Consider the following 25,885-nt stretch of genomic DNA (forward strand, 5'->3'; position numbering starts at 1 on the left):
CCTCCTGTCGTCGTGTGACGGCTCCGTGGCCGTCTGTGTCCATGGTGGCGGGCACCACTGACAATCGACCCGAAGTAGGCCCTGACCTGCCGTTTTGCTTCGAGCGCGAGTTCGGACTACTTTTTTGCACTGACTGGTCAGTTTAAAAAGGGGAGGATCTCTGTGGAGAGCCCGCACGGCGCGGCTGTCAGCGCCGAGGACTTCGGACTGGAGGGACCACGCGGCCGGGTCTTCCGGAACGTGACGTTCAGCGCCGAGCCGGGGAGCTGGTGGCCATCGAGGGCCCGTCGGGATCGGGCCGCACCTGTCTGCTGCTCGCCCTGACCGGCCGGATGCGCACCACCGAGGGCCACGCGGAGACCGGCGGGCTGCTTCTGCCGAAGCAGGCCGCCGCCGTCCGCAGAATCGCCGCCCTGGGCCCGGTGCCGGGCGTCAGCGAGTTGGACCCCGCCTTCACCGTCGCCGAGCACCTGGGCGAACGCGCACTCCTCCAGGGCCGTTACGGATCGCCCCTGCGCGCCCTGCTGCGCCCGCGCGCCGAGCGCCGGGCCGCCGCCGAGGCCCGGGTGGACGAGGCCCTGGAGGCCGCCGGCCTCGACCCCGCCACGCTCCCGAAGTCGGGGCGCACCTCCGTACGCGACCTGGAACGCCTTGAGGCGCTGCGGCTGTCCGTCGCGCTGGCGCTGATCGGCAAGCCGCGGCTGCTGGCCGTCGACGACACCGACCTCAAGCTCTCGGACGCCGAACGCGAGCAGGCCTGGGCGTTGCTGCGCTCCGTGGCCGACGCCGGGACGACGGTGCTCGCCGTGTGCAGCGAGGCCCCCGGGAACGCCCGGGTCGTGCGCACCGCACCGGCCCCCGAAGAAGCCGACGTCGAAGAACCGGCCGGTGAAGACGCCACCCCCGAACCCACCACCGAGAAGGAGACGGCCGATGCGTTCGCCGAAGCTCGCCGCGCTTGAGCTGAAGCGGTTCGGCCGGGGGAAGCTGCCGGCCGCCGCGCTCGTCGCCCTGCTGCTCCTGCCGCTGCTCTACGGCGCCCTGTACCTGTGTTCGTTCTGGGACCCGTACGGGAAACTCGACAAGCTGCCCGTCGCCCTGGTCAACGACGACAAGGGGGCCACCAGCGACGGCAAGCGGATCACCGCCGGGGACGAGATCAGCGAGAAGCTGCTCGACTCCAAGGTCTTCGCCTGGCACGAGGTCAGCTCCGCCGAGGCCGAGAAGGGCGTCGAGGAGGGCACGTACTACCTCTCGCTGACGATGCCGTCGGACTTCAGCAAGAAGATCGCCTCCAGCGGCGGGGACTCCCCCGAGACCGGCGCGCTCCAGGTGCGGACGAACGACGCCAACAACTACATCGTCGGGCAGATCTCCAAGACGGTCTTCGGCGAGGTGCGCAACGCCGCCTCCACGAACGCCTCCCGGGGTTTCCTGGACCGCATCTTCATCAGCTTCTCCGATCTGCACGACAAGACCGCCGAGGCGGCCAAGGGCGCCGACGACCTCAAGGGCGGCATTTCCAAGGCGAAGCAGGGCTCCAAGGACCTCGCGGACGGCCTCAAGGACTCCAAGGCGGGCAGCAAGAAGCTCTCCGACGGGATCGTGAAGCTGAACCAGGGCTCGCGCGACCTCGCGACCGGCTCCCGCCAGGTCGCCGGGGGCACCCAGGTCCTGGCCGACAAGGTCAACGGGATCGCCGGTGACGTACGGCCGTTCTTCAAGGACAACGGGAAGTCCATCCAGGACACCGCCCGGCTGGTCGCCGACACCTCGGGGGCCGTACGGCACAACCTCGACGTGCTGGTGAAGACCGCGCCCACCGCGGCGACCCGCGCCCGGAAGGCCGCCGACGAGCTGGCCGAGATCCACCGGACCCAGTGCGAGGAGGCCGAGGAGCCCGACGCCACCGCCTGCCCGCCGCTGGAACGCGCCAAGGTCACCTCCGAGGACGCCGCGAAGATCGCCGCTGATGTGAACACCCTGGTCACCAACCAGAACGGCGATCTGAAGAAGCTCAGCACCCAGCTCACCGCGTTCCAGAAGCAGGCGGAGGCCCTCGCGAAGCGCGCCCCGACGCTGGACGACGACCTGGCGTCCGCCGTGGCCAAGGTCAACGAGCTCAACACCGGCGCCCACAAGGTCGCCAAGGGCGCGCAGGCGCTGCACACGGGTCTCGGTACCGCGCGGACCGGCTCCAGCAACCTCGACACGGGTGTCGGCAAGCTGAAGACCGGGGCGGAGAATCTGGACGGCGGGCTGTTCCGGCTCGGCGACGGCTCGGCCGAACTGGCCCAGGGCCTCAACGACGGCGTCGACAAGATCCCGGACTACGACAAGAAGGACCGCGACGCGCGGACCGACGTCATGGCCGACCCCGTCCAGCTGGCCTCCAAGTCGCTGCACGCGGCCCCCAACTACGGCACCGGCTTCGCCCCGTACTTCATCCCGCTGTCCCTGTGGGTCGGCGCGATGGTGGCGTACATGCTGATCCAGCCGATGAACCGGCGGGCGCTCGCCGCCGGCGCCTCCTCCTGGCGGATCGCGTTCGCCGGCTGGCTCCCGGTCGCCGCCATCGGCGCGGCCCAGGTCGCCGCCCTGATGGCGGTCCTGCACTGGGGCCTCGGTCTCCAGATGGCCCACGCCGCCGGAACGATCGGCTTCCTGGCCCTGGTGACCTGCTGCTTCGCCGCGATCGTGCAGTGGCTGAACGCCTGCTTCGGGGCGGCGGGGCGGATCCTGGTGCTGGTCGTCCTGATGCTCCAGCTGACCTCGGCCGGGGGCACGTACCCCGTCCAGACCAGCCCCGGCTTCTTCGGCGCGATCCACCCGTACCTCCCCATGACGTACGTCGTCGAGGGGCTGCGCAGGCTGATCACGGGCGGCCCGCTCACCCCGGTCTGGCTGGGCTGCGCGGTGCTGGCGGCCTTCACCGTCGGGGCGCTCGCCCTGACCGCGTTCACCGCCCGACGCAAACAGGTGTGGAGCCTGAGCCGGCTGCACCCGGAGCTGAGCCTGTGAGCGCGCCCGCGGTCGCGTCCCCGGGTAGGCCGGGGCCTGGAAGAATCGGCCCCATGGAAAGCAGTGGCACCACGCGCCGCCAGGCCACCCGGCAGAAGCTCTACGAGGCGGCGGTGACGCTCATCGCCGAAAAGGGCTTCTCGGCGACCACCGTCGACGAGATCGCCGAGCGGGCCGGGGTCGCCAAGGGCACGGTCTATTACAACTTCAAGAGCAAGACCGAGCTGTTCGAGGAGTTGCTCCGGCACGGCGTGGGACTGCTCACCGCATCCCTGCGGGCCGCCGCCGAGGAGTCCGAGGAGCGGGGCGGCACCCGGGTCGAGGCGCTGGACGCGATGATCCGGGCCGGGCTCGCCTTCATCGACCGCTACCCGGCCTTCACCCAGCTGTACGTGGCCGAACTCTGGCGCACCAACCGCGCCTGGCAGTCCACGCTGCTGGTGGTGCGTCAGGAGGCCGTGGCGGTCGTCGAGGGCGTCCTGCGCGACGCCGTGCGCAGCGGGGAGCTGAGCGAGGAGATCGACATCCCGCTGACGGCCGCCGCGCTGGTCGGGATGGTGCTGGTGGCGGCGCTGGACTGGCAGGCGTTCCAGCCGGAGCGCTCGATCGACGAGGTCCACTCGGCGTTGTCGCTGCTGCTGCACGGGCGGGTCAGCGGGCACTGAGGCCGCGCCCGGGGGGCGCCGGGAACGCCGAAGACGCCGGCCGATGAGGTTCGCATCCCCCGCGAACCTCATCGGACCGGCGTCTTCCGTGCTTGCCGGAAACCCGTTCCCCGTGACCCCGTATGTCCCCCGTGGCCCCCGGACTCCGTCGCGCACCCCCGTTGCGTCGGGGGAACCGCGCCGTTCCGCCGCCCCGTGCCGGCGGTCCTGGCGCAGCGCCCCTTCCGTGGTCATCACTCTGCCGTCCGCGCAGGTCGGGGCCTATCCGCGCTGCTACTCATCTGTGCTCCTAGGTACGGATACTCAGAGCACCGCACCGAACCCCACCCGGTCCCCGACCGGGGTCGTTACGATCACCTGCGTGTCTGTCATCCCTCTCGTGTTCACCAGCGGCTGGGCCAGCGGGATCAACGCGTACGCGGTGGTCCTGCTGCTCGGCGTCTTCGGCGCCACCGGCGTCTTTGACGAGGTGCCCGCCGCCCTGCAGCGCACCGACGTCCTGATCGTGGCCGGGGTGCTGTTCCTCTGCGAGGCGATCGCGGACAAGATCCCGTACGTGGACTCGGTCTGGGACACGGCGCACACCGTGATCCGGCCGGTGGCCGGGGCGGTGATCGCCGCGCTGCTGGCCGGGGAGAGCGGTTCGCTGCCGGAGCTGGCGGCCGGTGCGATCGGCGGGTCCACCGCGCTGATGAGCCATCTGGTCAAGGCGGGCACGCGGATGGCCGTCAACACCTCTCCGGAGCCCTTCAGCAACGTCGCGCTGAGCGTCGCGGAGGACCTCGGGGTCGCCGGGGTCGTCACGTTCGCCATATTCAATCCGGTGGCAGCCGCCGTGATCGCGGCCGTGCTGCTGGTGCTGGGCATCGTCACAGTGGTCTTCCTCGCATCGCGGATCCGCCGCTTCCTGCGCCGCCGGGCCCAGCGGCGCGAGGAGAAAGGCCTGGCCGGGACGGGCGCGCACTGGCCTCCCGGCTGAACTGCCGGTGCCGGTCGATAAAGTCACCCGCATGGCACGAATTGCGGTGATCGGCGCCGGCACGGGCGCGATGGCGGCGGCCGCCCGGCTGGCCGTGGCGGGCGAGAAGGTGACGGTCTACGAACGGTCCGCGAGCTACGGCGGCTCGGTCGGCCGCCATGAGCACGAGGGCTTCGTCTTCGACACCGGGCCCGGGCTGCTGCACCTGCCCGCCGTCCAGCGGGACCTCTTCGTGAAGACCGGCAAGGAGTCCCTGGAGCAGTGCGTGACGCTGACCCAGGTCGATCCGGCGAGCCGCCATCTCTTCGCGGACGGCACCGCGGTCTCCCTGCCGAACGCCTCCCGGGCCGGGGTGTCGGCCGCCCTGGACGGAGCGCTGGGCGTGGGTTCGGGGGCGCGCTGGAGCGACTTCATGGACCGGGCCCGGGACGCCTGGGACCGCTCGCGGCGCCCACTCCTGGAGGAGCCGCTGCGCACGGACCACCAGGTGCTGGGGCGCGATCCGTATCCGGCGGTGCGGCAGCGTCGGCTGCTGCGCCCGGCCCGGCAGGCGGCCACGGTCGCGGAGATCGGCGCGTGGGAGCTGGCGGACCCGCGTCTGGCGGCCCTGCTCGACGGGTACGCGCTCGCCCACGGCCTCGACCCGCGTACCGCCCCCGCGAGCGCCGCGCTGTTGCCGTACATGGAGCAGACCTTCGGCAGCTGGTACGTGCTGGGCGGGATGCGGGAGCTGGCCCGGGCGGTGTACGAGCGGTGCGTGGCCCGCCGGGTGGAGTTCGTCTTCGGCGCCGAGGTGGTCCGGGTCGTCGAGAAGGACGGCCGGGCGGCGGGCGTGGAGCTGGCGGGCGGTGAGGTGGCCGAGGCCGACCGGGTGGTGCTCGGGGTCCGGCCTCGCCCGGATCTGGTGCCGGGCCGGCAGGTGTGGGGCGCGGGCGATGTGCCGGTCCGGGCGGGCGCGGGCGCGGCGGGCCGGTTCACGGTGCTGCTGTCGCTGCGCGGGGCCCGGGAGGCGGACGCGGTGCACCGGACCGTGGTGCACAGCGGGGACGGGGCGGCGGAGTGGGAGGCCGTGTTCGGGGGCCGGGTCGCCGGCCACCCCACGGTGACGGTGCTGCGCCCGGACGATCCGGCGACCCGGCCGGACGCGGAGCACGAGGCGGTGACGCTCACCGCGACGGTGGCTCCGCAGGGCCCGGTCGACTGGCGGGACGCGGAGGTGCGGCGGCGGTTCGCGGACCTCCTGGTGGAGCGGGCGGGCGCGGCCGTGCCCGGGCTGCGGGAGCGGATCCTGCACACGGAGATCCGTACGCCGGCGGAGACCGAGGCGGAGACGGGAGCCGAGGGCGGTGCGGTGCCGCCGCCCGCGCTCGCCGGGGCCGGCGGCGCGTATCTGCACCCGGGCAATCTCACCCGGCTGCCGGGGCTGTATCTCGCGGGCGGCTGGGCGCATCCGGGCGGAGGTCTCGCGCACGCCGGGATGTCGGGGACGCTGGTGGCCGGGCTCGTGGTGGAGGGTGACGACTTCCGCGGCTCGCGCTGAGGGGCCCGGCTGCCGGGCCGCGCCGTTCGGGCGGCGGCCGGTCGGCGCCGCCTTCGGCTCCGCCGCCGATACGGGGTCGGAGCAGCCGCTGTGCCGCCGGGTCGCCCCGGCGGCGGCGCGCTCAGTAGCGGTACTGCTCGTTCTGGCCGGTGTCGTAGCCGTTGCCGTACGGGGCGGGCCCGGCGGGCTGCTCCGGCGGCTCCGGGGGGTACTGCTCGGCGTCGCGCTGCTGCGGGACCCAGACTCCGCCGGGCGGGGTGTCCGTGGCGTATGCCCCCGTGCCGTACGGGTCCGCGCCGTAGCTCTGGGCGTAGGGGTCGGCGTAGCTCTGCTGTCCGCCCTGGCTGTCGTAGCCGTCGCCCGTGCCGTAGGCGTCGTAGCCGTAGGAGGGGGCTTGGTTGGTGGTGCCGATGTACGGGTCGGAGTAGGCGGCGTAGCTCTGCTCGCCGGTGCCGTAGTCGTACGTTCCGGTGTAGGGGTCCTGGGCCTGCTGCGGGCCGTAGCCGGTGTACGGGTCGTACGCGGCGTACTGCGGCTGGGCCGAGGGGTCCGCGTCGTTGCCCTGGTCCTGGTGGGCGGGGCCGTCCGCGTCGTAGCCGGTGCCCCCGTACACGCCGTACTGGCCGGTGTCGTCGGGGAGCGGCTCCGTGGCGTAGACGGACGGGGCGGGCGGGGCTGCCGGGGGCCCGTCGTAGTCGGCGGGGGCGTCCGGCGCCGAGACCTCCAGGTCCGAGACCTCCAGCGTGGGTTCCTTCGTCGCCGCGCCCTCGCCGCCGCCCTTGCGCCGACGGCTCTCCCCCGGGGTGCCGCCTATGGCCCAGCCGGTGGAGAAGCCGCGTCGGAAGGACAGCGTCACAAAGGTCTGGCCGGTGGCGAAGGCGAGCGTGCCGACGACGATGACCGGGACGGAGGCCAGCAGCACCCCGACCACCACGCCGAGGAAGCCGGCGAAGGCGAGCAGTCGCCAGCGCAGTCGTGCCTTGTACTGCAGCAGCACCTCGCCGAGCAGCCACAGTGCCACCAGACCGAATGCGATGTAGAGGACCGTCCAGCCCACGCCCGCCCCCTCCTTCGGCCGTCACCGCTTCGGGGGCGGGTACGACCGGTCACGACTGCTTGTGCAGTCCGAGTTTTTCGTAGATTTCGAGCGTAGCCGTCGAGTTGTTGAGCGTGATGAAGTGCAGCCCGGGCACACCCTCGGACAGCAGCTTCGCGCAGAACTCCGTTGCGAACTCGATGCCAATGGAGCGTACAGCGGCGGGATCGTCCTTGGCTGCGAGGATGCGCTCTTTCAACGACGCGGGCACGGTCGCGTTGCTGAGCTGGGAGAACTTTTCCAATTGCTTCACGCTGGTGAGGGGCATGACCTCGGGGATCACCGGCGTTTCGCAACCCGCAGCGACCACGCGGTCACGCATCCGGAGATAGTCCTCCGGGCGGAAGAACATCTGAGTGATCGCGTAATCCGCGCCCGCCCGGCACTTGTCCACGAAATGACCGATGTCCGTCTCCCAGTCGGTGGACCGGGGGTGCATCTCGGGAAATGCCGCGACGCCGACGCAGAAGTCGCCCGACTCCTTGATGAGGCGGACGAGGTCGGCGGCGTACCTCACGCCCTGCGGATGCTCCACCCACGGGCCCATCGGGTCGCCCGGCGGGTCACCGCGGACGGCGAGGATGTTCCTGATGCCCGCGTCGGCGTACTGCCCGACCATGTTGCGCAGCTCGGCGATGGAGTGATTGACCGCGGTGAGGTGGGCGACGGGGGTCAGCGTGGAGTCCGCCGCGATCTCCTGCGTGGCCTTGACCGTCCCGGCCCGGGTGGAACCGCCGGCGCCGTACGTCACGGAGACGAAACTCGGCCGGACCGCCTCGACCCGGCGCAGCGCGTTCCAGAGGTTGCGCTCGCCCTTCTCCGTCTTGGGCGCCCAGAACTCGAAGGAGTACGACGTCTTGCCGGTCGCCAGCAGCTCACGCACGGTGCGCGCGTGATCCGTCCTGGTGGAAGCTGTTCCAAGGGCCATAAGGGGAGATTAACCAGGGGGCGGACGCTCCCCCAACCAGAGCGGGAAACTTTGTCTGGTTTTGCCGGAGTGTTGTCCACTCCTCGGACACTCCCGGACAGCGGCCCGGGATGCCCGTCGCCCGTACACCCGGGGTTCAGACCGTGTGCTCCCGGACGCGGCGGGCCAGTTCGGCGGTGGCGGCGGCCGGGTCGTCGGCCTCGGTGATCGCCCGGACGACGACGACGCGGCGGGCCCCGGCGTCCAGCACCTGGTCCAGATTGCCCGCGTCGATCCCGCCGATCGCGAACCAGGGGCGCCGGCTGCCGAGCGAGGCGGCGTAGCGCACGAGGTCGAGGCCGGGTGCGTGACGGCCGGGCTTGGTGGGGGTGGGCCAGCAGGGGCCGGTGCAGAAGTAGTCCACGCCGTCCTGGGCGACGGCGGCGTCGACCTCGGCCTCGGCGTGGGTGGAGCGGCCGATCAGCCGGTCGCCGCCGATGATCGCGCGGGCGGCGGGGACGGGCAGGTCGCCCTGGCCGAGGTGGAGGACGTCGGCGCCGATGGCGTGGGCGACGTCGGCGCGGTCGTTCACGGCGAGGAGCTTGCCGTGCCGGCGGCAGGCGTCGGCGAAGACCGCGAGGTGGTCCAGCTCCTCGGCGGCCTCCATGCCCTTGTCCCGGAGCTGGACGATGTCGACGCCGGAGGCGAGCACGGCGTCCAGGAAGGCGGGGAGGTCGCCCTGGCGCTTGCGCGCGTCCGTGCACAGGTAGAGCCGGGCGTCGGACAACTGCTCGCGAGGCGTGGACGGCGTGGACATCGTGGATCTCCCCCGTGGTCGTCACGGCGGAGCGGGTCCCCCGTGGTCGTGACGGTGCGCGGGCCGTGTCGGACGGCCCGCGCACCGCTTCCTGTCGTATCGGTCAGACGGCGAGCGCCTGGGCGCGGCGCTTCACCTCCGTCCCGCGATTCTCGCTCAGCGCCTGCGCGGGGGTGCCGGGCAGGGTCGGGTCGGGAGTGAAGAGCCACTCCAGCATCTCTTCCTCGGAGAAGCCGTCGTCCTTCAGGAGGGTCAGGGTGCCGGAGAGGCCCTTGACCACCTTGTCGCCGTCGATGAAGGCGGCGGGCACCTGGAGCGTCCGGTTCTCACCACGGCGTACGGCGATGAGCTGGCCCTCCTTGACCAGCTGGCGTACGCGCGTCACCTCGACATCGAGCATCTCGGCGATGTCGGGGAGGTGGAGCCAGGCAGGGACGAGAGCATCGGTCTTTGCGTCAATCTCGGTCACAGGGACAAGCGTGCCACCTGGGACTGACAGCCGGTACCCGGGCCGACCGTACGGGGGGCGCCGGCGCCGGCCGCCGGGGCGGTCAGAGGGCGGCGGACTTCAGCGGTACGGCGGGGTCGGCGGCCTTCTCCGGGTCGAGGACGGCCCCCGACTCGATGAGCCTGCGGCCCTGGGCCAGATCGCGCGGGCGGCCCACGGCGAGCACGGCGACGAGCGCGCCCTCGCTCAGCCAGCACACCGACCAGGCCGCGTCCGCCGCGTCGCCGCGCCACAGCAGGGTGTCGGCGTCGGCGTGGTGGCCGGCGTACTGCACGAAGCGGCCGAACTGCTCGGACCAGAAGTACGGGACGGGGTCGTGGACCGGGAGCGGTTCGCCGCTCTCCGCCGCCATGATCGCGGCGGCCGCGGTGCGCGGCCCTTGCAGGGCGTTGTCCCAGTGGTGGACCAGGAGGCGGGTCCCGTAGCGGGCGGAGGGGAAGGAGGCGCAGTCGCCGACCGCGTACACATCGGGCAGCGAGGTGCGCAGGGCGCTGTCGGCGGTGACCGAGCCGTCCTGGCCGAGCGCGATCCCGGAGCCCGCCAGCCAGCCGGTGGCGGGGCGCGCGCCGATGCCGACGACCACGGCCCCGGCGGGCAGGGTGCGGCCGTCCGCGAGGACCACGGCCCCCTCCTCGACGCGCTCGACCCGGGCCCCGGTGAGGAGTTCGGCGCCGCTCTCGGCGTACCAGGCGGCCATCGGGGCCGCCACCTCGGCGGGCAGGGTGCCCGCGAGCGGGCGGGCCGCGGCCTCGACGACGGTGACGGCGCAGCCCGCGGCGCGGGCGGCGGTGGCGAACTCCGCGCCGATCCAGCCCGCGCCGACGACGACCACGTCGTGCTGCCGGTCCAGGACGGGCCGCAGCCGGGCGGCGTCGTCGAGGGTGCGCAGCAGATGGACGCCGGGCACGCCCTCGGTGCCGGGCAGGGCGATGGGCTCCGCGCCGGTCGCGAGGACGAGGGAGTCGTAGGGGACGGGGCCCTCGGCGGTGTCCAGCACATGGGCGGCGGCGCGCAGGGCGGTGACGTCCAGGCCGAGGCGCAGGGTGATGTCCAGCGCCTCGAAGTCGACGTCGAAGGCGGAGTCCTCGGCCTTGCCCAGCAGCACGGCCTTGGACAGCGGCGGGCGGTCGTAGGGCTGGTGGGGTTCGGCACCGATCAGGGTGACGGGACCGGTGAAGCCCGCCTCGCGCAGGGCGACGGCGCTCTGCACGCCCGCCATGCCCGCGCCGACGATCACGACGTTCCGGGCGGGACTCTTCTCCGTCTGCTGCTCGCTCACCTGTCCACCTTAGTCACCTGACGATACGTCAGGAAGATGGCCGGCTGGACGACGGCCGTCAGCAAGAGGCCACTTCCTCCACCACGCTCGTCCCGCTGCCCTCCTGGGACTCCCACCGCCACCGTTCCTCCAGCCGGACCCGGCCGTCCGCGAGGTCGACGACGGTCGAGAGGCAGTGCCCGGAGGAGGTCGTTCCGTCCTGCTTGAGCTGGACGTAGCGGAAGTCCAGCGCGTCCCCGTCCCGGGTGCCGACGAGATGGCCGCGGACCACGTCGCCGCCCGTGTACTCGGCCCAGATCCGGCCGCCCTGCTCGTGGTACGTGAAGCGGGTACGGGTGCCGACCTGGCCCGGGGCCTGGTCGGCGACGGGCGCGAGGACGAGACCGTCGAGCGAACGGGCCATGATGGCTGCTCCCTTGGCAGTGCGGTGGGCAGGGGGGAGGGCCCGTCGTCGAACTGCCGTCGCCGCCCGGCGGGCGGCAGGTTGACGACAGGCCCTAGGGTGGCCAACGTAGAACACTCGCGGGAGCCCGGACGCACCGGGCTGAGAGGGAGGCTGAACGGCCTCCGACCGTACGAACCTGCTCCGGGTCATGCCGGCGAAGGGAGGGGTTGGACACCCATGTGCGCCTCGGGGAACACCTCAGGAGCCTCAAGGAGAACCGCCGGATCCGACGTCCTCGTCATCGGGGGCGGCATCATCGGCCTCGTCACCGCGTGGCGGGCCGCGCAGCGCGGGCTGACCGTCACCGTGGCCGATCCCGCACCGGGCGGCGGGGCCGCGCAGGTCGCGGCGGGCATGCTGGCCGCCGTCACCGAACTGCACTACGGCGAGCAGATGCTGCTCGGACTCAACCTCGCCTCCGCCGCCCGCTATCCGGCGTTCGTCGAGGAGCTGGAGGAGGCGAGCGGCCGGGACACCGGCTTCCGGAGCTGCGGCACGCTCGCCGTCGCCCTGGACTCCGACGACCGGGCGCATCTGCGCGAACTGCACGCCCTCCAGGAGCGTTCGGGCCTGGAATCGGTCTGGCTCACCGGCCGGGAGTGCCGTCGGCTGGAACCGATGCTCGCCCCCGGCGTCCGGGGCGGCCTCCGGGTCGACGGTGACCACCAGGTGGACCCGCGCCGCCTCGCCTCGGCGCTGCTGACGGCGTGCGAGCGGGCCGGGGTCGCGTTCCGCCGGACGACCGCCGAGCGGCTCACCCTCGGCGAGGGCCGAGCCACCGGGGCGGCGCTGGGCGACGGTACGGAGTTCGCGGCCGATCAGGTCGTGCTCGCCGCCGGCAGCCTCAGCGGCCGGTTCGCGGGGCTTCCGCCGGAGCTCGTGCCACCGGTCCGCCCGGTCAAGGGCCAGGTCCTCCGGCTCACCGTGCCCCCGGCGTACGCCCCCTTCCTCAGCCGCACCGTGCGCGCCGTGGTCCGGGGCGGCCACCTCTACCTCGTACCGCGCGAGAACGGCGAGCTGGTCGTCGGCGCCACCAGCGAGGAGATGGGCTGGGACACCACGGTCACCGCCGGCGGGGTGTACGAGCTGCTGCGCGACGCCCATGAGCTGGTCCCCGGCATCACCGAGCTGCCGCTCACCGAGACCCGGGCGGGGCTGCGTCCCGCGTCGCCCGACAACGCCCCGCTGCTCGGCCCGACCGCCCTGCCCGGTCTTCTGCTCGCCACCGGTCACCACCGCAACGGCGTCCTGCTGACACCGGTCACCGGGGACGCGATGGCCGACGCCCTGACCACCGGCGAGCTGCCCGAAGCGGCCCGGCCCTTCGCCCCCGGTCGCTTCGAGCCCGCCGCCGCCCCCGTACTCCAGGAGCAGCCCGTATGAGCCAGCAGCCAGCAGCGCCGGAGGCCGGCGCCGTGCCGGAAGCCACCGCGACCGCCGCCGTTTCCGTCTCGGTGAACGGGGAAGCCCGTGCCCTTCCCGCCGGGACCGACCTGGACGCCCTGGTCGGCACCCTCACCCAGGCCCGGTCCGGGGTCGCCGCGGCGGTCAACGAGAGCGTCGTCCCGCGCGGCCAGTGGGCCGCCACGACGCTCGGCGACGGCGATCGCGTCGAGGTCCTGACGGCCGTACAGGGAGGCTGACCATGTCGGACGACGTCTTCACGCTGGGGCCCGCCACGTTCGGGTCCCGGCTGATCATGGGCACCGGCGGGGCCCCGAGCCTGGAGGTGCTGGAGCGGTCGCTGATCGCCTCGGGCACCGAGCTGACCACGGTCGCGATGCGCCGGCTCGACCCGACCGTGCAGGGGTCGGTGCTCTCGGTGCTGGAGCGGCTCTCCATCCAGGTCCTGCCGAACACCGCGGGCTGCTTCACCGCCGGTGAGGCGGTGCTGACCGCCCGGCTGGCCCGGGAGGCGCTCAACACCGACTGGGTGAAGCTGGAGGTGGTGGCCGACGAGCGGACCCTGCTTCCCGACCCGATCGAGCTGCTGGACGCGGCGGAGATCCTGGTCGACGACGGGTTCACGGTGCTGCCGTACACCAACGACGACCCGGTCCTCGCCCGGAAGCTGGAGGACGTGGGGTGCGCGGCGATCATGCCGCTGGGCTCCCCCATCGGCTCCGGGCTCGGCATCCGCAACCCGCACAACTTCGAACTGATCGTGGAGCGGGCCGGCGTCCCGGTGATCCTGGACGCGGGGGCCGGGACCGCATCGGACGCGGCGCTGGCGATGGAGCTGGGGTGCTCCGCCGTGATGCTCGCCTCGGCGGTGACCCGGGCCCAGGAGCCGGAGCTGATGGCGGGTGCGATGCGTCACGCGGTGGAGGCGGGTCGGCTGGCCCACCGTGCCGGTCGGATTCCTCGCCGCCACTTCGCCGAGGCGTCGTCGCCGGTGGACGGGCGGGCGGTGCTCGATCCGGAGCGGCCGGCGTTCTGAGCCGCGGCACGTGTTCCGGGGCGCTGCCCCCCGGACCCCCGCTCCTCGATCGCCGGAGGGGCTTGGATCGCCTGTCACGGATCGGCTGCAGAACCGCCCCGTGAGTGCACCGGCCCGTCCGGGGTGTCGGTGGCGGCTCGTAGACTCTCGGGGTGGACACGACCCTCCAGGACCCGCTCGTCGGGCAGCTGCTCGACGGCCGGTATCGCATCGAGGCGCGCATCGCCGTCGGCGGGATGGCCACGGTCTACCGGGCCGTGGACACCCGCCTGGACCGGGTGCTCGCCCTCAAGGTGATGCACCCGGCGCTCGCCACCGACGTCTCGTTCGTCGAGCGCTTCATCCGGGAGGCCAAGTCGGTGGCCCGCCTGGCTCACCCCAACGTCGTCGCGGTCTTCGACCAGGGCGCCGAGGGCGCGTACGTCTATCTCGCGATGGAGTATGTGGCGGGCTGCACCCTGCGTGACGTGCTGCGCGAGCGCGGCGCCCTCCAGCCCCGGGCGGCGCTGGACATCCTGGAGCCGGTCCTCGCCGCGCTCGGCGCCGCGCACCGGGCCGGGTTCGTGCACCGCGACATGAAGCCGGAGAACGTCCTGATAGGGGACGACGGCCGGGTGAAGGTCGCCGACTTCGGCCTGGTCAGGGCGGTCGGCACGGCCACCGACACCACCGGTTCGCTGCTGGGCACGGTGTCGTATCTGGCCCCCGAGCAGATCGAGCACGGCACCGCCGACACCCGCAGCGATGTGTACGCCTGCGGGGTCGTGCTGTACGAGATGCTCACCGGCGCCAAGCCGCACACCGGCGAGAACGCCGCCCAGGTGATCTACCAGCACCTCAACGCCGACGTCCCGGCCCCGTCCGCCGTCGTGCCGGGGCTCCCGGTCGCGCTGGACTCCCTGGTGGCGAGCGCGACCGCCCGCAACCCCGAGGTGCGTCCGCACGACGCGGTGCTGCTGCTGGCCGAGACCCGTGAGGCCCGCGCCGGGCTGACCGACGCCGAGCTGGACGCCGTACCGCCGCAGGCGCTGTCGGACTCCCACGACGGCGCGGACGACCGAACGAGCGTGATCCCTCGGGCCCTCCCGGAGGACGGCGACGGGGGCGGGGTGCACCGCACCAGCCGCCTGGCGATGCCTCCGGCGGGACCCGATGCCGCGCCCCGGCGCCCGGCCGGCCGGCGCGGTCCGTTCGCCGGGCCGCACCGCAAGCTGATCATCGCGCTCGCCGCCGTCCTGCTGACCCTGGGGATCGGCACGGGCGTCTGGTACATCAACTCCGGCCAGTTCACCCAGGTCCCCTCGCTGCTCGGGCAGACCCAGCAGACCGCCGAGAAGCGGCTCGCGGACGCCGGGCTCGGGCTGAAGGGCGTGGACCGGGTCTTCAGCGACACGGTCGAGCGGGGCGAGGTCGTCAGCAGCGAGCCCGCCTCCGGCGACCGGATCCGGGGCAACGGCTCGGTGCGGCTCGTCGTCTCACGGGGGCCGGAGATCGTGCGGGTGCCCGATGTGGTGGGTGCTTCCCTCGCGGACGCCCGGCGTTCCCTGAAGAAGGTGGGGCTGGTCCCGGGGATGGTGACCAGGGAGTTCAGCGAGGGGGTGGACCGGGGCGAGGTGATCCGCACGGATCCCCGCGCCGGTACGGACCGCAATCCGGACACGGCCGTGGCGCTCGTCGTCAGCAAGGGCGCGCCCATCGACGTCCCGGACGTCACCGGGCTCTCCGCCGAGGATGCCACCGCCGAGCTGGAGGCCGAGGGGCTGCGGGCCGAGGTGCTGCCCGGCCGGGTGCACTCCCCCGAGGCGGCGGGCGATGTGGCCGAGCAGTCCCCCGGCGAGGGGACCGAGGCCGCCGAGGGCGACACGATCCAGCTGACCGTCTCCAAGGGCCCCCGGATGCTGGACGTCCCCGACGTCACCGGCCGGGACGTCGACGAGGCACGGAGCACCCTGGAGGAGGCGGGCTTCGAGGTGAAGGTCGACCGGCCGTTCCTCTCGTTCAGCGACACGATCGCGAGCCAGTCCGTCGACGGCGGCGAACAGGCCCCCGAGGGCTCCACGATCACCATCAAGACCAAGGGGTTCTAGAACCTGATGAACTCTCCGCGGAACCCGGTGGGCGGGCATGTCCCGGTGGCCGGCGGCCTCGCCAAGGTGGGCCTTGAGTACGCGCGCGAGCTGGCGGCGGAGACCGTGCAGGTCTTCGTGGCGAATCCGCGCGGCTGGGCGACGCCCGCCGGGAACCCGGCGCAGGACGAGCTGTTCCGCGCCGCGTGCGCGGCGGCCTCGATGCCGGCGTACGTCCACGCCCCGTATCTGATCAACTTCGGCTCGCACACCCAGGCGACGGTGGAGAAGTCCGTGGAGTCCCTGCGCCACTCGCTGCGGCGGGCCAGGGAGATCGGCGCGCTGGGCGTGGTGGTGCACACCGGTTCGGCGACCGGCGGGCGGCCGCGCGCCGAGGCGCTGGCCCAGGTGCGGGAGCACATGCGTCCGCTGTTGGACGAGCTGACCCATGACGACGACCCGGATCTGCTGCTGGAGTCGACGGCGGGCCAGGGCTTCTCGCTCTGCTCCCGGACCTGGGACTTCGGACCGTACTTCGAGGCGCTGGACTCCCACCCGAAGCTGGGCATCTGCCTGGACACCTGCCACATCTACGCCGCCGGACACGACCTGACCGGTCCGTCGGGGATGCGGCAGACGCTGGACCTGCTGGTGGAGACGGTCGGCGAGGGGCGGCTGAAGCTGATCCACGCCAACGACTCCAAGGACGTCGTGGGCGCCCACAAGGACCGGCACGAGAACATCGGCGCCGGTCATATCGGGGCGGAGCCGTTCGCCGAGCTGTTCGCCCATCCGGCGACCGAGGGCGTACCGCTGATCATCGAGACGCCCGGCGGCAAGGAGGGGCACGCGGCGGACGTGGCCCGGCTGAAGAAGCTGCGGGAGAGCCGCCGGAGCTGAACCGGCCACGGGGAAGCCGGTGCGGCGGCTCCGGACCGTCACGGGAGCCGGCGCTACAGCTCCGGGCCGTCGCCCGGCTCCTCCTGGTAGGAGTAGCGCTGCTCGGACCAGGGGTCGCCGATGTTGTGGTAGCCCCGCTCCTCCCAGAATCCGCGCCGGTCCGCCGTCATGTACTCGATGCCGCGGACCCATTTGGGGCCCTTCCAGGCGTACAGGTGCGGGACGACGAGACGGAGCGGGAAGCCATGCTCGGCGGTGAGGAGTTCGCCGTCCTTGTGGGTGGCGAAGAGGGTGCGCTCGGAGGCGAAGTCGGCCAGGCGCAGGTTCGAGGAGAAGCCGTACTCCGCCCAGACCATCACATGGGTGGCGTCGGCGGCGGGCGGCGCCAGTTCGAGGATCGCGCTCGCCGGGACTCCGCCCCATTCGGCGCCGAGCATGCTGAACTTCGTCACGCAGTGCAGATCGGCGACGACGGAGGAGAACGGCAGCGCCGAGAAGTCCTGGTGGCTCCAGCAGTGCTTGTCGCCGTCGGCGGTGGCCCCGAAGACCCGGAACTCCCAGCGGTCGGGCTTGAACTTGGGAACGGGCCCGTAGTGGGTGACCGGCCATCCGCGCTGCAGTCGCTGTCCTGGTGGAAGCTCCGACTGTTCCGCTCCGCGATTCTCCCGGCTTTCCGGCTGACCCATGTCTCCATGGTGACAGACAGGCAGGGGTGGTCATGACCAGGGAGGACCCTCATAGGGGCAACTCGTACTAAGCGTGCACTTACTGGACGGCCGCTGGGCACGGTGCGAGGATCTGGCCAACTTGCCAGATCGATCACCGGTTGGAAGGAGCCTTTGCCATGCAGGGCGACCCCGAGGTCCTTGAGTTTCTCAATGAGCAGCTGACCGCCGAATTGACTGCCATCAACCAGTACTTCCTGCACGCGAAGATGCAGGACAACTTCGGGTGGACCAAGCTCGCCAAGTACACCCGGGCCGAGTCCTTCGACGAGATGAAGCACGCCGAGATCCTCACCGACCGGATCCTGTTCCTGGACGGGCTGCCGAACTACCAGCGACTCTTCCACGTCCGGGTGGGCCAGACGGTCACCGAGATGTTCCAGGCGGACCGCCAGGTCGAGGTGGAGGCGATCGACCGCCTCAAGCGCGGTATCGAGGTAATGCGCGGCAAGGGCGACATCACTTCCGCGAACATCTTCGAGTCGATCCTCGAGGACGAGGAGCACCACATCGACTATCTCGACACCCAGCTGGAGCTGGTCGAGAAGCTCGGTGAGCCGCTCTACATCGCCCAGCTGATCGAGCAGCCGGAGAGCTGACCGCCGGCCGGCCGCTCAGGCGGCGTCGGAGCGGGCGGGGCGCGCGACGGCGGCGACCACGGGTTCCTGCCGCTGATCGAGCATCTCGCGGCGCGGGCAGTCGCCGCGTCCCAGCAGAGCCTGGATACGGCGCACGCATCCGCCGCAGTCCGTGCCGGCCTTGCAGGCCGACGCGATCTGCCGGGGTGTGCAGGCACCGGCGTCCGCATGCTTCTTGACCTGGGCCTCGGTGACGCCGAAGCAGGAACAGACGTACATGCGGTTCACCTCCCTGCGGGTCGGTCGCTGATGCCGCCCCGGTCTTCGTCGGTGAGGCTAACCTAACCTTACCCGCCCCCCGGGTGGCGCAAAAGCCCTGGGTACGACTGTGGGGCACGGATCACATGGATCCGTGCCCCACAGGTGCGTCCGGCGGAGACTTCTACTGGTCGCGGTACATCTCGGCGACGAGGAAGGCCAGGTCGAGCGACTGGCTGCGGTTGAGCCGGGGGTCGCAGGCCGTCTCGTAGCGCTGGTGCAGATCGTCCACGAAGATCTCGTGGCCGCCGCCCACGCACTCGGTGACGTCGTCGCCGGTCAGCTCCACGTGGATGCCGCCCGGGTGGGTGCCGAGGCCCTTGTGTACCTCGAAGAAGCCCTTGACCTCGTCCAGGACGTCGTCGAAACGGCGCGTCTTGTGGCCGGAGGCGGCCTCGAAGGTGTTGCCGTGCATCGGGTCGGTCACCCAGGCGACGGTCGCGCCCGAGGCGGTGACCTTCTCGACCAGCTCGGGGAGCTTGTCGCGGACCTTGTCGGCGCCCATGCGGACGATGAAGGTCAGCCGGCCGGGCTCGCGCTCGGGGTCGAGGCGGTCGACGTAGGCGAGCGCCTCGTCGACGGTGGTCGTCGGGCCGAGCTTGATGCCGATGGGGTTGCGGACCTTCGAGGCGAACTCGATGTGCGCGCCGTCCATCTGGCGGGTGCGCTCACCGATCCAGACCATGTGGCCGGAGGTGTCGTACAGCTCGCCGGTGCGCGAGTCGGTGCGGGTCAGCGCCGTCTCGTAGTCCAGCAGCAGCGCCTCGTGCGAGGCGTAGAACTCGACCGCCTTGAACTCGGCCGGGTCGGTGCCGCACGCCTTCATGAAGTTGAGCGCGTTGTCGATCTCGCGGGCCAGGGCCTCGTAGCGCTGGCCGGCGGGGGACGACTTCACGAAGTCCTGGTTCCAGGCGTGGACCTGGCGCAGGTCGGCGTAACCGCCGGTGGTGAAGGCGCGCACCAGGTTCAGCGTGGAGGAGGACGCGTGGTACATCTGCTTCAGCCGCTGCGGGTCCGGGACCCGTGCCTCCTCGGTGAAGGCGAAGCCGTTCACCGAGTCGCCGCGGTAGGTCGGCAGGGTCACGCCGTCGCGGGTCTCGGTCGGCTTGGAGCGCGGCTTGGAGTACTGGCCCGCGATCCGGCCGACCTTGACGACCGGCACGGAGGCGGCGTAGGTCAGGACGGCGCTCATCTGGAGCAGCGTCTTCAGCTTGGCCCGGATGTGCTCGGCGGACACGGCGTCGAAGGCCTCGGCACAGTCGCCGCCCTGGAGCAGGAACGCCTCGCCCTTGGCGACGGCTCCCAGACGGGCGCGCAGCTGGTCGCACTCGCCCGCGAAGACGAGCGGCGGATACGACGCGAGGTCCGCGAGTACATCGCGCAGCGCCTCGGAGTCGGGGTACTCGGGCTGCTGCGCCGCGGGAAGGTCTCGCCAGGTGTTGCCACCGGCGACGGAGGTATTGGCGTTCACGGTCACGCAGACAACATTACGGGGTCCGGGAGAGCGTCCATTCGAGCGCTCAATAGGTGAGACACCCGCTTCGGCGCCGGGGTCGTCCGCTAAGGTCGGGGCATGTCGACGCGACAGATCCGGATCTCGATCCAGAACTGGTGGTGGACCGCTCATCCGGCGGCCCGCTGATTCATCGCGCTGACACTTCGCGAAGGCCGCCCGAGGGGCGGCCTTTTCCGTGTCCAGGAGCCGTTCCTCTCCCTGTGAACCCGTACGGATCCCCTGTGGGTCCTCCGTACGGGCCGTCCGGAAGGAAGCTGCTCCCATGTCCCAGACCTCGTCCCGATCCGCCTCCGCCCTCATCGGCCGGCTGCTGGCGGAGGACGCCCCGCCGTTCGCCCTGCTGCGCCGCCGGACGCCCGGCCGTGACCACGATCACGTCGAACTGCTGATCGGTGGGGTGCGGGAGGTCGACCGGCTGGCCGACCTGCCGGTGGGCGCGTCGCCGGCGCTGGCCCTCGTGCCGTTCCGGCAGATCGCCGAGCGCGGCTTCGACGTCCGCGACGACGGGACGCCGCTGAGCGTGCTGGTCGCCGACGAGTGTCATGAGCTGGAGCTCGCGGAGGTGCTGGCGGCGCTGCCCGCGCACGAGGTGACCGTGTCGGACCTCGGCTTCGATGTGCCGGACGAGGAGTACGCGGACATCGTGCGGAGCGTGATCCGGGACGAGATCGGGCAGGGCGAGGGCGCGAACTTCGTGATCCGGCGGACGTTCCGGGGCGAGATCCCCGGCTTCGGGCGGGCGGACGCGCTGGCGCTGTTCCGGCGGCTGCTGGCGGGCGAGCGGGGCGCGTACTGGACGTTCGTCGTGCACACAGGTGGCAGCGGGCCCGAAGGGGCCTCCGCCTCGGGGCGGGCGACGGGTGGGCGGACCCTGGTGGGGGCCAGCCCCGAGGTGCATGTGCGGATGTCGGGCGGGACGGTCGTGATGAACCCGATCAGCGGGACGTACCGCTACCCGGCGGAGGGTCCCACCGCGGCAAGCCTGCTGGCGTTCCTCGGCGACCGCAAGGAGAGCGAGGAGCTGTCCATGGTGGTGGACGAGGAGCTGAAGATGATGTGCACGGTGGGCGACATGGGCGGAGTGGTGGTCGGGCCCCGGCTCAAGGAGATGGCCCATCTCGCGCACACCGAGTACGAGCTGCGCGGGAAGTCCTCGCTGGACGTGCGGGACGTGCTGCGCGAGACGATGTTCGCGGCGACCGTGACCGGCTCCCCGGTGCAGAACGCGTGCCGGGTGATCGAACGGTACGAGTCCGGGGGCCGCGGCTACTACGCGGGGGCGCTGGCCCTGCTGGGCCGGGACGCGAACGGGGCGCAGACGCTGGACTCGCCGATCCTGATCCGTACCGCCGACATCGCTCCCGACGGTTCGCTGAAGGTGCCGGTCGGGGCCACGCTCGTACGCCACTCGGATCCGGCGGGCGAGGTCGCCGAGACGCACGCCAAGGCGGCCGGGGTGCTGGCCGCCCTCGGGGTGCGGCCGGGGCGCCCGGCGGCGGAGGCGGACCGGCCGCGCCTGGCCGCCGACCCCCGGGTGCAGGCGGCGCTGGACGACCGGCGCGGCGGGCTCGCCCCGTTCTGGCTGCGGATGCAGGAGCGCGTCCGGGACCTGTCCGGGCACGCCCTGGTGGTGGACGGCGAGGACACGTTCACCGCGATGCTGGCCCATCTGCTGCGGGCGTCCGGTCTTGACGTCTCGGTACGCCGGTACGACGAGCCGGGGCTGCGCGAGGCGGTCCGGGCGCACGAGGGGCCCGTGGTGCTGGGCCCCGGCCCGGGGAACCCGGGTGACCTCACCGACCCGAAGATGCTGCTGCTGCGGGAGCTCGCCGCCGAGCTGCTGCGCGACCACCGGCACGGGCTGCTGGGGGTCTGCCTCGGGCACGAGCTGATCGCGGCGGAGCTGGGCCTGGAGATCGCCCGCAAGGCGGTGCCGTACCAGGGGGCGCAGACGCGGATCGAGCTGTTCGGGCGGCCCGAGACGGTGGGGTTCTACAACAGCTTCACCGCCCGCTGCGACGGTCCGGCCGCCGCCGAGCTGGCCGCGCACGGGGTCGAGGTGAGCCGTGACGAGGAGAGCGGCGAGCTGCACGCGCTGCGCGGGCCGGGCTTCGCCTCGGTGCAGTTCCACCCGGAGTCGGTGCTGACCGTGCGGGGCTCGGCGATTGTGACGGAGCTGCTGGCGGGGCTGCCCGTGGCGGGCTGAACGGGCCGGGGCCGCTCAGCTCCTCGGCACGAGGACGTTCTCGCTGGTGCGGCGGGCCAGGTAGTCGGTGACGTTCTTGACGGTCGCGTCGATGATCTGGCCCACCGCGTCCTCGGTGTAGTACGCCTGGTGCGAGGTGACCACGACGTTGGGGAAGGTCACCAGGCGGGCGAGGGTGTCGTCGTCGATGCCCTCCAGGGACTTGTCGAGGAAGAACAGCCCGGCCTCCGCCTCGTACACGTCGAGTCCGACGCCGAGGAAACGGCCCGCGCGGAGTTCGGTGACCAGGGCGGCGGTGTCGATGAGGCCGCCGCGGCTGGAGTTGACGAGGATCGCGTCGTCCTTCATCGCCTTGAGGGCGCCCTCGTCGATGATGTGCTGGGTGGCGGTCAGCAGCGGTACGTGCAGACTGATGAGGTCGGCCTCGGCGAACAGCCGCTCCTTCTCCACGTACTCCATGCCCAGCCCGACGCAGGCCGGGTTCTCCACGACGTCCCAGCCGAGCAGTTTCATGCCGAAGCCGTGGGCGATCCGGGTGAACGCCTCGCCGATCTTGCCGGTGCCGAGCACGCCGACGGTTCGGCCGCGCATGTCCCGGCCGAGCAGCCCGTCGAGGCGGAAGTCGAAGTCCCGGGTGCGGCCGGCGGCCCGGACGATGCGCCGGTTGACCGCCATGGCGAGGGTCCAGGCGAATTCGGCGACCGAGTACGGCGAATAGTAGGAGACCCGGGCGACGCGCAGGGCGAGCCGCTCGGCGACCTCCAGGTCGATGTTGTTGAAGCCGGTGGAGCGCTGGGCGATCATCTGCGTGCCGCCCGCGGCGAGCGTCTGGAGCACCGGGGCGCTCAGGTCGGCGTTGACGCTGGTGGAGATGATCTCGTGGCCGGCCGCGATGAGGGCGGTGTCCCGGTTGAGGAAGACGTCGAGGCAGCGGACCTCGTGCAGCCCCTCGAAGGCCTTCTCGATCAGGGGCTTCTCGTCGGACTGCACACCGAAGGCCAGGATTTCCACGGGTTCTCCCGAGCTGTGTCTGGGGACGGAGCAGGGCAGGGCCGGTCAGCGCGAATATACGGCCACGGCCCCGCCCCCGCCGGATCAGACGTCGTCGAGGCCACGCTCGATGGCGTACCGCACGAGCTCCACCCGGTTGTGCAGCTGGAGTTTGCCGAGGGTGTTCTGCACATGGTTCTGGACTGTGCGGTGCGAGATCACCAGGCGTTCGGCGATCTGCTTGTACGAGAGCCCCTTGGCGACCAGCCGCAGCACCTCGGTCTCCCGGTCGGTGAGCTGCGGCGCCTTGGGCTCGTCGGACGCCACGGGTGCGGGGTCGGAGGCGAGCCGGCGGTACTCGCCGAGGACCAGGCCGGCCAGGCCCGGGGTGAAAACCGGGTCGCCGGCCGCGGTGGAGCGGACGGCGTCGGTCAGCTCCTGGGTGGAGGCGGACTTCAGCAGATAGCCGGTGGCCCCGGACTTCACCGCCTCCAGGACGTCGGCGTGCTCGCCGCTCGCGGAGAGGACCAGGACCCGCAGGCCGGGGTGGGAGCCGACGAGTTCCTTGCAGACCTGGACGCCGGGCATGCCGGGGAGGTTCAGGTCGAGGACCAGGACGTCCGGGCTCACCGCCTTGGCCCGGCGGACCGCCTGCGGGCCGTCCCCGGCGGTCGCGACGACGTCGAAGCCGGACTCGGTCAGGTCGCGGGCGACCGCGTCGCGCCACATGGGGTGGTCGTCGACGACCATGACCCTGATGGGCCGGTCCGCCGACCCCCGCTCGTCCTGTGGTGTGTTCTGCGTGCTCATCGGCCCGTTCCTGCCTTCCCCCGGGAAACCTTCGGTGCTTTGGGAACCTTCAATTCGACCTCGCAGCCCTGTCCGGGCACCGAGATCAGCTCTGCCGTGCCGCCCAGGTCGCGCAGCCGGCCCCGGATGGAGAGCGCCACCCCGAGCCGTCCCTCCCCCTCCGCCTGGTCGAGCCGTCCCTCGGGGATGCCGGGGCCGTCGTCCCGGACCGTGACGATCACCTCGTCCGGCTCGTCCTCGACCAGGATCCACGCCTGGGCGTCCGGGCCCGCGTGTACCCGGACGTTGTCGAGGGCGGCGCTGACGGCGGCGGCCAGCTCCCGGGCCGAGGCGGCGGGGAGCAGCACCGGGGCGCCCGGCTCGGCGAAGCTGGTCCGGGATCCGGCGTGCGGGGCGAGCAGGGCGCGCAGATCGCAGGGGGCCTGGTCGGCGGGGCCCGCCTCTTCGTCGACCTCGATCGTGCGGACCACGGCGCCCTCGGCGGCGTCCTCCGAGACCCGGGTGGGGGGCACCAGGCCGCTGGAGACCAGGGTGCGCAGGGCGACCTCCTGCTCCCCGGCCATCCGGCCCAGGTCGGCCGCCTCGCCGCCGATGGCGGCGCCGCGGCGCTGGACCATGGCGAGGACCTGGAGCACGCTGTCGTGGATGTCGCGGGCGAGCCGTTCGCGTTCGCGGGTGGCGGCCTCGATCTCCAGGGCGCGGGCGAGGGTGCGCTCACTGGCGCGGGCGACCTCGACGACGTACCCGATGGCGATGGAGGCGACCCAGACCAACAGGACGTTGTGGTAGGTGTCCCGGCTGGGCTCGCCGCGCTGGATGATGTTGGCGGCGGCGACGAAGGTGGAGGCGAAGGCCGCCCACCGCCAGCCGCCCTTGATGGCGAAGGCGAGGACCGCGCCGGCCGTCCAGATCGACGGCAGGGTCGGGCCGTCGAAGGACTGGGAGTCGACGTCGGCGAGCGGGGTGAGCAGGATGCCGGTCAGCGCGACGACGAGGTCGGCGCCGAGGAAGCGCTTGGTGCAGTTCGCCGCCGAGCGGACCTTGGGCAGGGTGGCGAGCGTCCACACGGCGAGGAACGCCAGATAGGCGACGGCGATCCAGGGCCGCTCGAACCTCTCCCGCCCGACGTTGTCCTTGCCGAAGATCGCGAGCAGTACCGCGTAGATCATCGTCAGGACGCGGTAGCCCGTCAGCGCACGCCACAGCGGCAGCTCGACCGACATCCGTACGACCCGCTCACGCTTGGCCATGCCCCACCCCCCGGACGGTGAACGACGCGGTTACGCGCCGGACCGTTCCTTATCCGTTCTCGTTGCCCGCGGCGGCCTGCTTCCGCTCCCGCTTGGCCTCCTCGGCCCTGGCCTTCGCCTCGTCGGCGAGCTGGCGCTTGGCGGCGGTGGCGTAGATGTCCACGTACTCCTGGCCGGAGAGCTTCATGATCTCGTACATCACCTCGTCGGTCACCGAGCGCAGGATGAAGCGGTCGCCGTCCATGCCCTGGTAGCGGCTGAAGTCCAGCGGCTTGCCGATCCGGATGCCGGGGCGCATGAGCTTGGGCACCACCTGGCCGGGCGGCTGGATCTTCTCGGTGTCGATCATGGCGACCGGGATGACGGGGGCGCCGGTGGCCAGGGCCACCCGGGCGAGACCGCCGGGCTTGCCGCGGTAGAGGCGGCCGTCGGGCGAGCGGGTGCCTTCGGGGTAGATGCCGAAGAGGTTGCCGCTCTCGATGACCTGGATGCCCGCCCTGATCGCCGCCTCACCGGCGCCACGGGCTCCGGAGCGGTCGACGGGGAGCTGGCCGACGCCCTTGAAGAAGGCGGCGGTGAGCTTGCCCTTCACCCCGGGCGAGGTGAAGTACTCGGCCTTGGCGATGAACGTGACCTTGCGGTCCAGCACGGCCGGGAGGAAGAACGAGTCGGAGAACGAGAGGTGGTTGCTGGCGAGGATCGCGGGCCCACGCTCGGGGATGTTCTCCAGGCCCTCCACCCACGGCCGGAAGGCGAGCTTCAGGGACCCGCCGATGGAGAACTTCATGGCACCGTAGATCAACTCTGGTTCCTCCTGTGTGCTGTCGCT

The 25,885-nt window shown here is 72.1% G+C and carries 25 protein-coding genes, 1 pseudogene and 1 riboswitch; of the genes and pseudogenes, 13 read left to right on the forward strand and 13 right to left on the reverse strand.

The window, feature by feature from the left end:
- Positions 1–162: 162 nt before the first annotated feature.
- The 5 genes and pseudogenes from CCZ36_RS07270 (at position 163) to CCZ36_RS07290 (ending at position 6,205) form a co-directional block, all read left to right on the forward strand.
- Positions 163–962, forward strand: a pseudogene (locus CCZ36_RS07270) (ATP-binding cassette domain-containing protein).
- Positions 934–3,021, forward strand: coding sequence for a YhgE/Pip family protein (locus CCZ36_RS07275; RefSeq protein ID WP_069737785.1), 2,088 nt, complete (start codon positions 934–936; stop codon positions 3,019–3,021). The pseudogene CCZ36_RS07270 and the gene CCZ36_RS07275 overlap by 29 nt, the downstream one beginning before the upstream one ends.
- Before the next feature lie 53 nt (positions 3,022–3,074).
- Complete coding sequence (locus CCZ36_RS07280; RefSeq protein ID WP_030805877.1) at positions 3,075–3,686, forward strand: TetR/AcrR family transcriptional regulator; 612 nt, start codon at positions 3,075–3,077, stop codon at positions 3,684–3,686.
- A gap of 361 nt (positions 3,687–4,047) precedes the next feature.
- A complete protein-coding gene (locus CCZ36_RS07285; RefSeq protein ID WP_128817237.1) occupies positions 4,048–4,665 on the forward strand; it encodes a DUF4126 domain-containing protein in 618 nt (205 codons plus the stop codon).
- Between the two features lie 31 nt (positions 4,666–4,696).
- Entirely contained in the window at positions 4,697–6,205 is a 1,509-nt protein-coding gene (locus tag CCZ36_RS07290; RefSeq protein ID WP_206515715.1) for a phytoene desaturase family protein, read from the forward strand.
- 121 nt (positions 6,206–6,326) lie between these two features.
- On the opposite strand, the gene CCZ36_RS07295 is transcribed toward CCZ36_RS07290, so the two are convergent.
- The 6 genes from CCZ36_RS07295 to CCZ36_RS07320 form a co-directional block, all read right to left on the reverse strand.
- On the reverse strand, positions 6,327–7,262 hold the full coding sequence (locus tag CCZ36_RS07295) for a US12 family protein (RefSeq protein ID WP_069743786.1): 936 nt from the start codon (positions 7,260–7,262) through the stop codon (positions 6,327–6,329).
- 49 nt (positions 7,263–7,311) lie between these two features.
- Positions 7,312–8,229 (reverse strand): methylenetetrahydrofolate reductase [NAD(P)H], encoded by a 918-nt coding sequence (metF, locus tag CCZ36_RS07300; RefSeq protein WP_128817239.1) that lies wholly within the window; start codon positions 8,227–8,229, stop codon positions 7,312–7,314.
- A gap of 136 nt (positions 8,230–8,365) precedes the next feature.
- Positions 8,366–9,025 carry a thiamine phosphate synthase gene (gene thiE / locus CCZ36_RS07305; protein WP_069743785.1) on the reverse strand — a complete coding sequence of 220 codons (660 nt, stop codon included), beginning with the start codon at positions 9,023–9,025 and terminating at the stop codon, positions 8,366–8,368.
- A 103-nt stretch (positions 9,026–9,128) separates the two neighbouring features.
- Positions 9,129–9,494: an Rv2175c family DNA-binding protein gene (locus tag CCZ36_RS07310; protein ID WP_069737780.1), complete on the reverse strand. Its 366-nt coding sequence runs from the start codon at positions 9,492–9,494 to the stop codon at positions 9,129–9,131.
- Between the two features lie 82 nt (positions 9,495–9,576).
- Positions 9,577–10,752, reverse strand: a complete 1,176-nt coding sequence (locus tag CCZ36_RS07315) for an NAD(P)/FAD-dependent oxidoreductase (RefSeq protein ID WP_234427720.1) — start codon at positions 10,750–10,752, stop codon at positions 9,577–9,579.
- Between the two features lie 118 nt (positions 10,753–10,870).
- Complete coding sequence (locus CCZ36_RS07320) at positions 10,871–11,215, reverse strand: hypothetical protein (protein ID WP_069743782.1); 345 nt, start codon at positions 11,213–11,215, stop codon at positions 10,871–10,873.
- A gap of 109 nt (positions 11,216–11,324) precedes the next feature.
- Positions 11,325–11,438, forward strand: a riboswitch (TPP riboswitch).
- Between CCZ36_RS07320 and thiO the strand changes: the two genes are divergently transcribed.
- The 5 genes from thiO to CCZ36_RS07345 all read left to right on the forward strand — a co-directional run bounded on the left by thiO (position 11,435) and on the right by CCZ36_RS07345 (position 16,663).
- On the forward strand, positions 11,435–12,640 hold the full coding sequence (gene thiO, locus CCZ36_RS07325; RefSeq protein WP_128817243.1) for a glycine oxidase ThiO: 1,206 nt from the start codon (positions 11,435–11,437) through the stop codon (positions 12,638–12,640). It overlaps the preceding riboswitch by 4 nt.
- Positions 12,637–12,900 carry a sulfur carrier protein ThiS gene (gene thiS, locus CCZ36_RS07330; RefSeq protein WP_237302603.1) on the forward strand — a complete coding sequence of 88 codons (264 nt, stop codon included), beginning with the start codon at positions 12,637–12,639 and terminating at the stop codon, positions 12,898–12,900. The genes thiO and thiS overlap by 4 nt, the downstream gene beginning before the upstream one ends.
- Before the next feature lie 2 nt (positions 12,901–12,902).
- Entirely contained in the window at positions 12,903–13,697 is a 795-nt protein-coding gene (locus tag CCZ36_RS07335) for a thiazole synthase (protein ID WP_069737776.1), read from the forward strand.
- A 152-nt stretch (positions 13,698–13,849) separates the two neighbouring features.
- Positions 13,850–15,784 (forward strand): Stk1 family PASTA domain-containing Ser/Thr kinase, encoded by a 1,935-nt coding sequence (gene pknB, locus CCZ36_RS07340; RefSeq protein WP_128817245.1) that lies wholly within the window; start codon positions 13,850–13,852, stop codon positions 15,782–15,784.
- A gap of 6 nt (positions 15,785–15,790) precedes the next feature.
- Entirely contained in the window at positions 15,791–16,663 is an 873-nt protein-coding gene (locus CCZ36_RS07345; protein ID WP_069737774.1) for a deoxyribonuclease IV, read from the forward strand.
- A 53-nt stretch (positions 16,664–16,716) separates the two neighbouring features.
- Here CCZ36_RS07345 and CCZ36_RS07350 read toward each other — a convergent pair whose 3' ends face one another.
- Positions 16,717–17,349, reverse strand: coding sequence for a sulfite oxidase-like oxidoreductase (locus tag CCZ36_RS07350; RefSeq protein WP_069737773.1), 633 nt, complete (start codon positions 17,347–17,349; stop codon positions 16,717–16,719).
- A gap of 158 nt (positions 17,350–17,507) precedes the next feature.
- Here CCZ36_RS07350 and bfr point away from each other — a divergent pair, with 158 nt between their 5' ends.
- A complete protein-coding gene (bfr, locus tag CCZ36_RS07355; RefSeq protein ID WP_007451289.1) occupies positions 17,508–17,987 on the forward strand; it encodes a bacterioferritin in 480 nt (159 codons plus the stop codon).
- A gap of 15 nt (positions 17,988–18,002) precedes the next feature.
- Here bfr and CCZ36_RS07360 read toward each other — a convergent pair whose 3' ends face one another.
- Together CCZ36_RS07360 and CCZ36_RS07365 are read right to left on the reverse strand one after the other, a co-directional pair.
- Positions 18,003–18,245: a (2Fe-2S)-binding protein gene (locus CCZ36_RS07360; RefSeq protein WP_128817247.1), complete on the reverse strand. Its 243-nt coding sequence runs from the start codon at positions 18,243–18,245 to the stop codon at positions 18,003–18,005.
- Positions 18,246–18,408: 163 nt separating this feature from the next.
- Positions 18,409–19,755 carry a class II 3-deoxy-7-phosphoheptulonate synthase gene (locus CCZ36_RS07365; RefSeq protein WP_069737831.1) on the reverse strand — a complete coding sequence of 449 codons (1,347 nt, stop codon included), beginning with the start codon at positions 19,753–19,755 and terminating at the stop codon, positions 18,409–18,411.
- 102 nt (positions 19,756–19,857) lie between these two features.
- Here CCZ36_RS07365 and CCZ36_RS36885 point away from each other — a divergent pair, with 102 nt between their 5' ends.
- Positions 19,858–19,926: a trp operon leader peptide gene (locus CCZ36_RS36885; protein ID WP_107403777.1), complete on the forward strand. Its 69-nt coding sequence runs from the start codon at positions 19,858–19,860 to the stop codon at positions 19,924–19,926.
- Between the two features lie 136 nt (positions 19,927–20,062).
- Positions 20,063–22,006 carry an anthranilate synthase family protein gene (locus tag CCZ36_RS07375; protein WP_128817249.1) on the forward strand — a complete coding sequence of 648 codons (1,944 nt, stop codon included), beginning with the start codon at positions 20,063–20,065 and terminating at the stop codon, positions 22,004–22,006.
- A 15-nt stretch (positions 22,007–22,021) separates the two neighbouring features.
- Here the strand turns inward: CCZ36_RS07375 and CCZ36_RS07380 are convergent, their stop codons facing one another.
- From CCZ36_RS07380 to CCZ36_RS07395, 4 genes are all read right to left on the reverse strand, one after another.
- The gene (locus CCZ36_RS07380; RefSeq protein ID WP_069737770.1) at positions 22,022–23,017 is read right to left on the reverse strand and encodes a 2-hydroxyacid dehydrogenase; all 996 of its coding nucleotides are present in this window, start codon (positions 23,015–23,017) and stop codon (positions 22,022–22,024) included.
- Between the two features lie 84 nt (positions 23,018–23,101).
- Positions 23,102–23,806 carry a response regulator gene (locus CCZ36_RS07385; RefSeq protein WP_069737769.1) on the reverse strand — a complete coding sequence of 235 codons (705 nt, stop codon included), beginning with the start codon at positions 23,804–23,806 and terminating at the stop codon, positions 23,102–23,104.
- On the reverse strand, positions 23,803–25,056 hold the full coding sequence (macS, locus tag CCZ36_RS07390; protein ID WP_069743777.1) for a MacS family sensor histidine kinase: 1,254 nt from the start codon (positions 25,054–25,056) through the stop codon (positions 23,803–23,805). The genes CCZ36_RS07385 and macS overlap by 4 nt, the downstream gene beginning before the upstream one ends.
- A 49-nt stretch (positions 25,057–25,105) precedes the next feature.
- Positions 25,106–25,843, reverse strand: a complete 738-nt coding sequence (locus tag CCZ36_RS07395) for a lysophospholipid acyltransferase family protein (protein ID WP_176734666.1) — start codon at positions 25,841–25,843, stop codon at positions 25,106–25,108.
- Positions 25,844–25,885 lie beyond the last annotated feature (42 nt).

This window comes from Streptomyces sp. S063 (genome assembly GCF_002832675.1).
GTDB classification, from domain to species: Bacteria; Actinomycetota; Actinomycetes; order Streptomycetales; family Streptomycetaceae; genus Streptomyces; species Streptomyces sindenensis.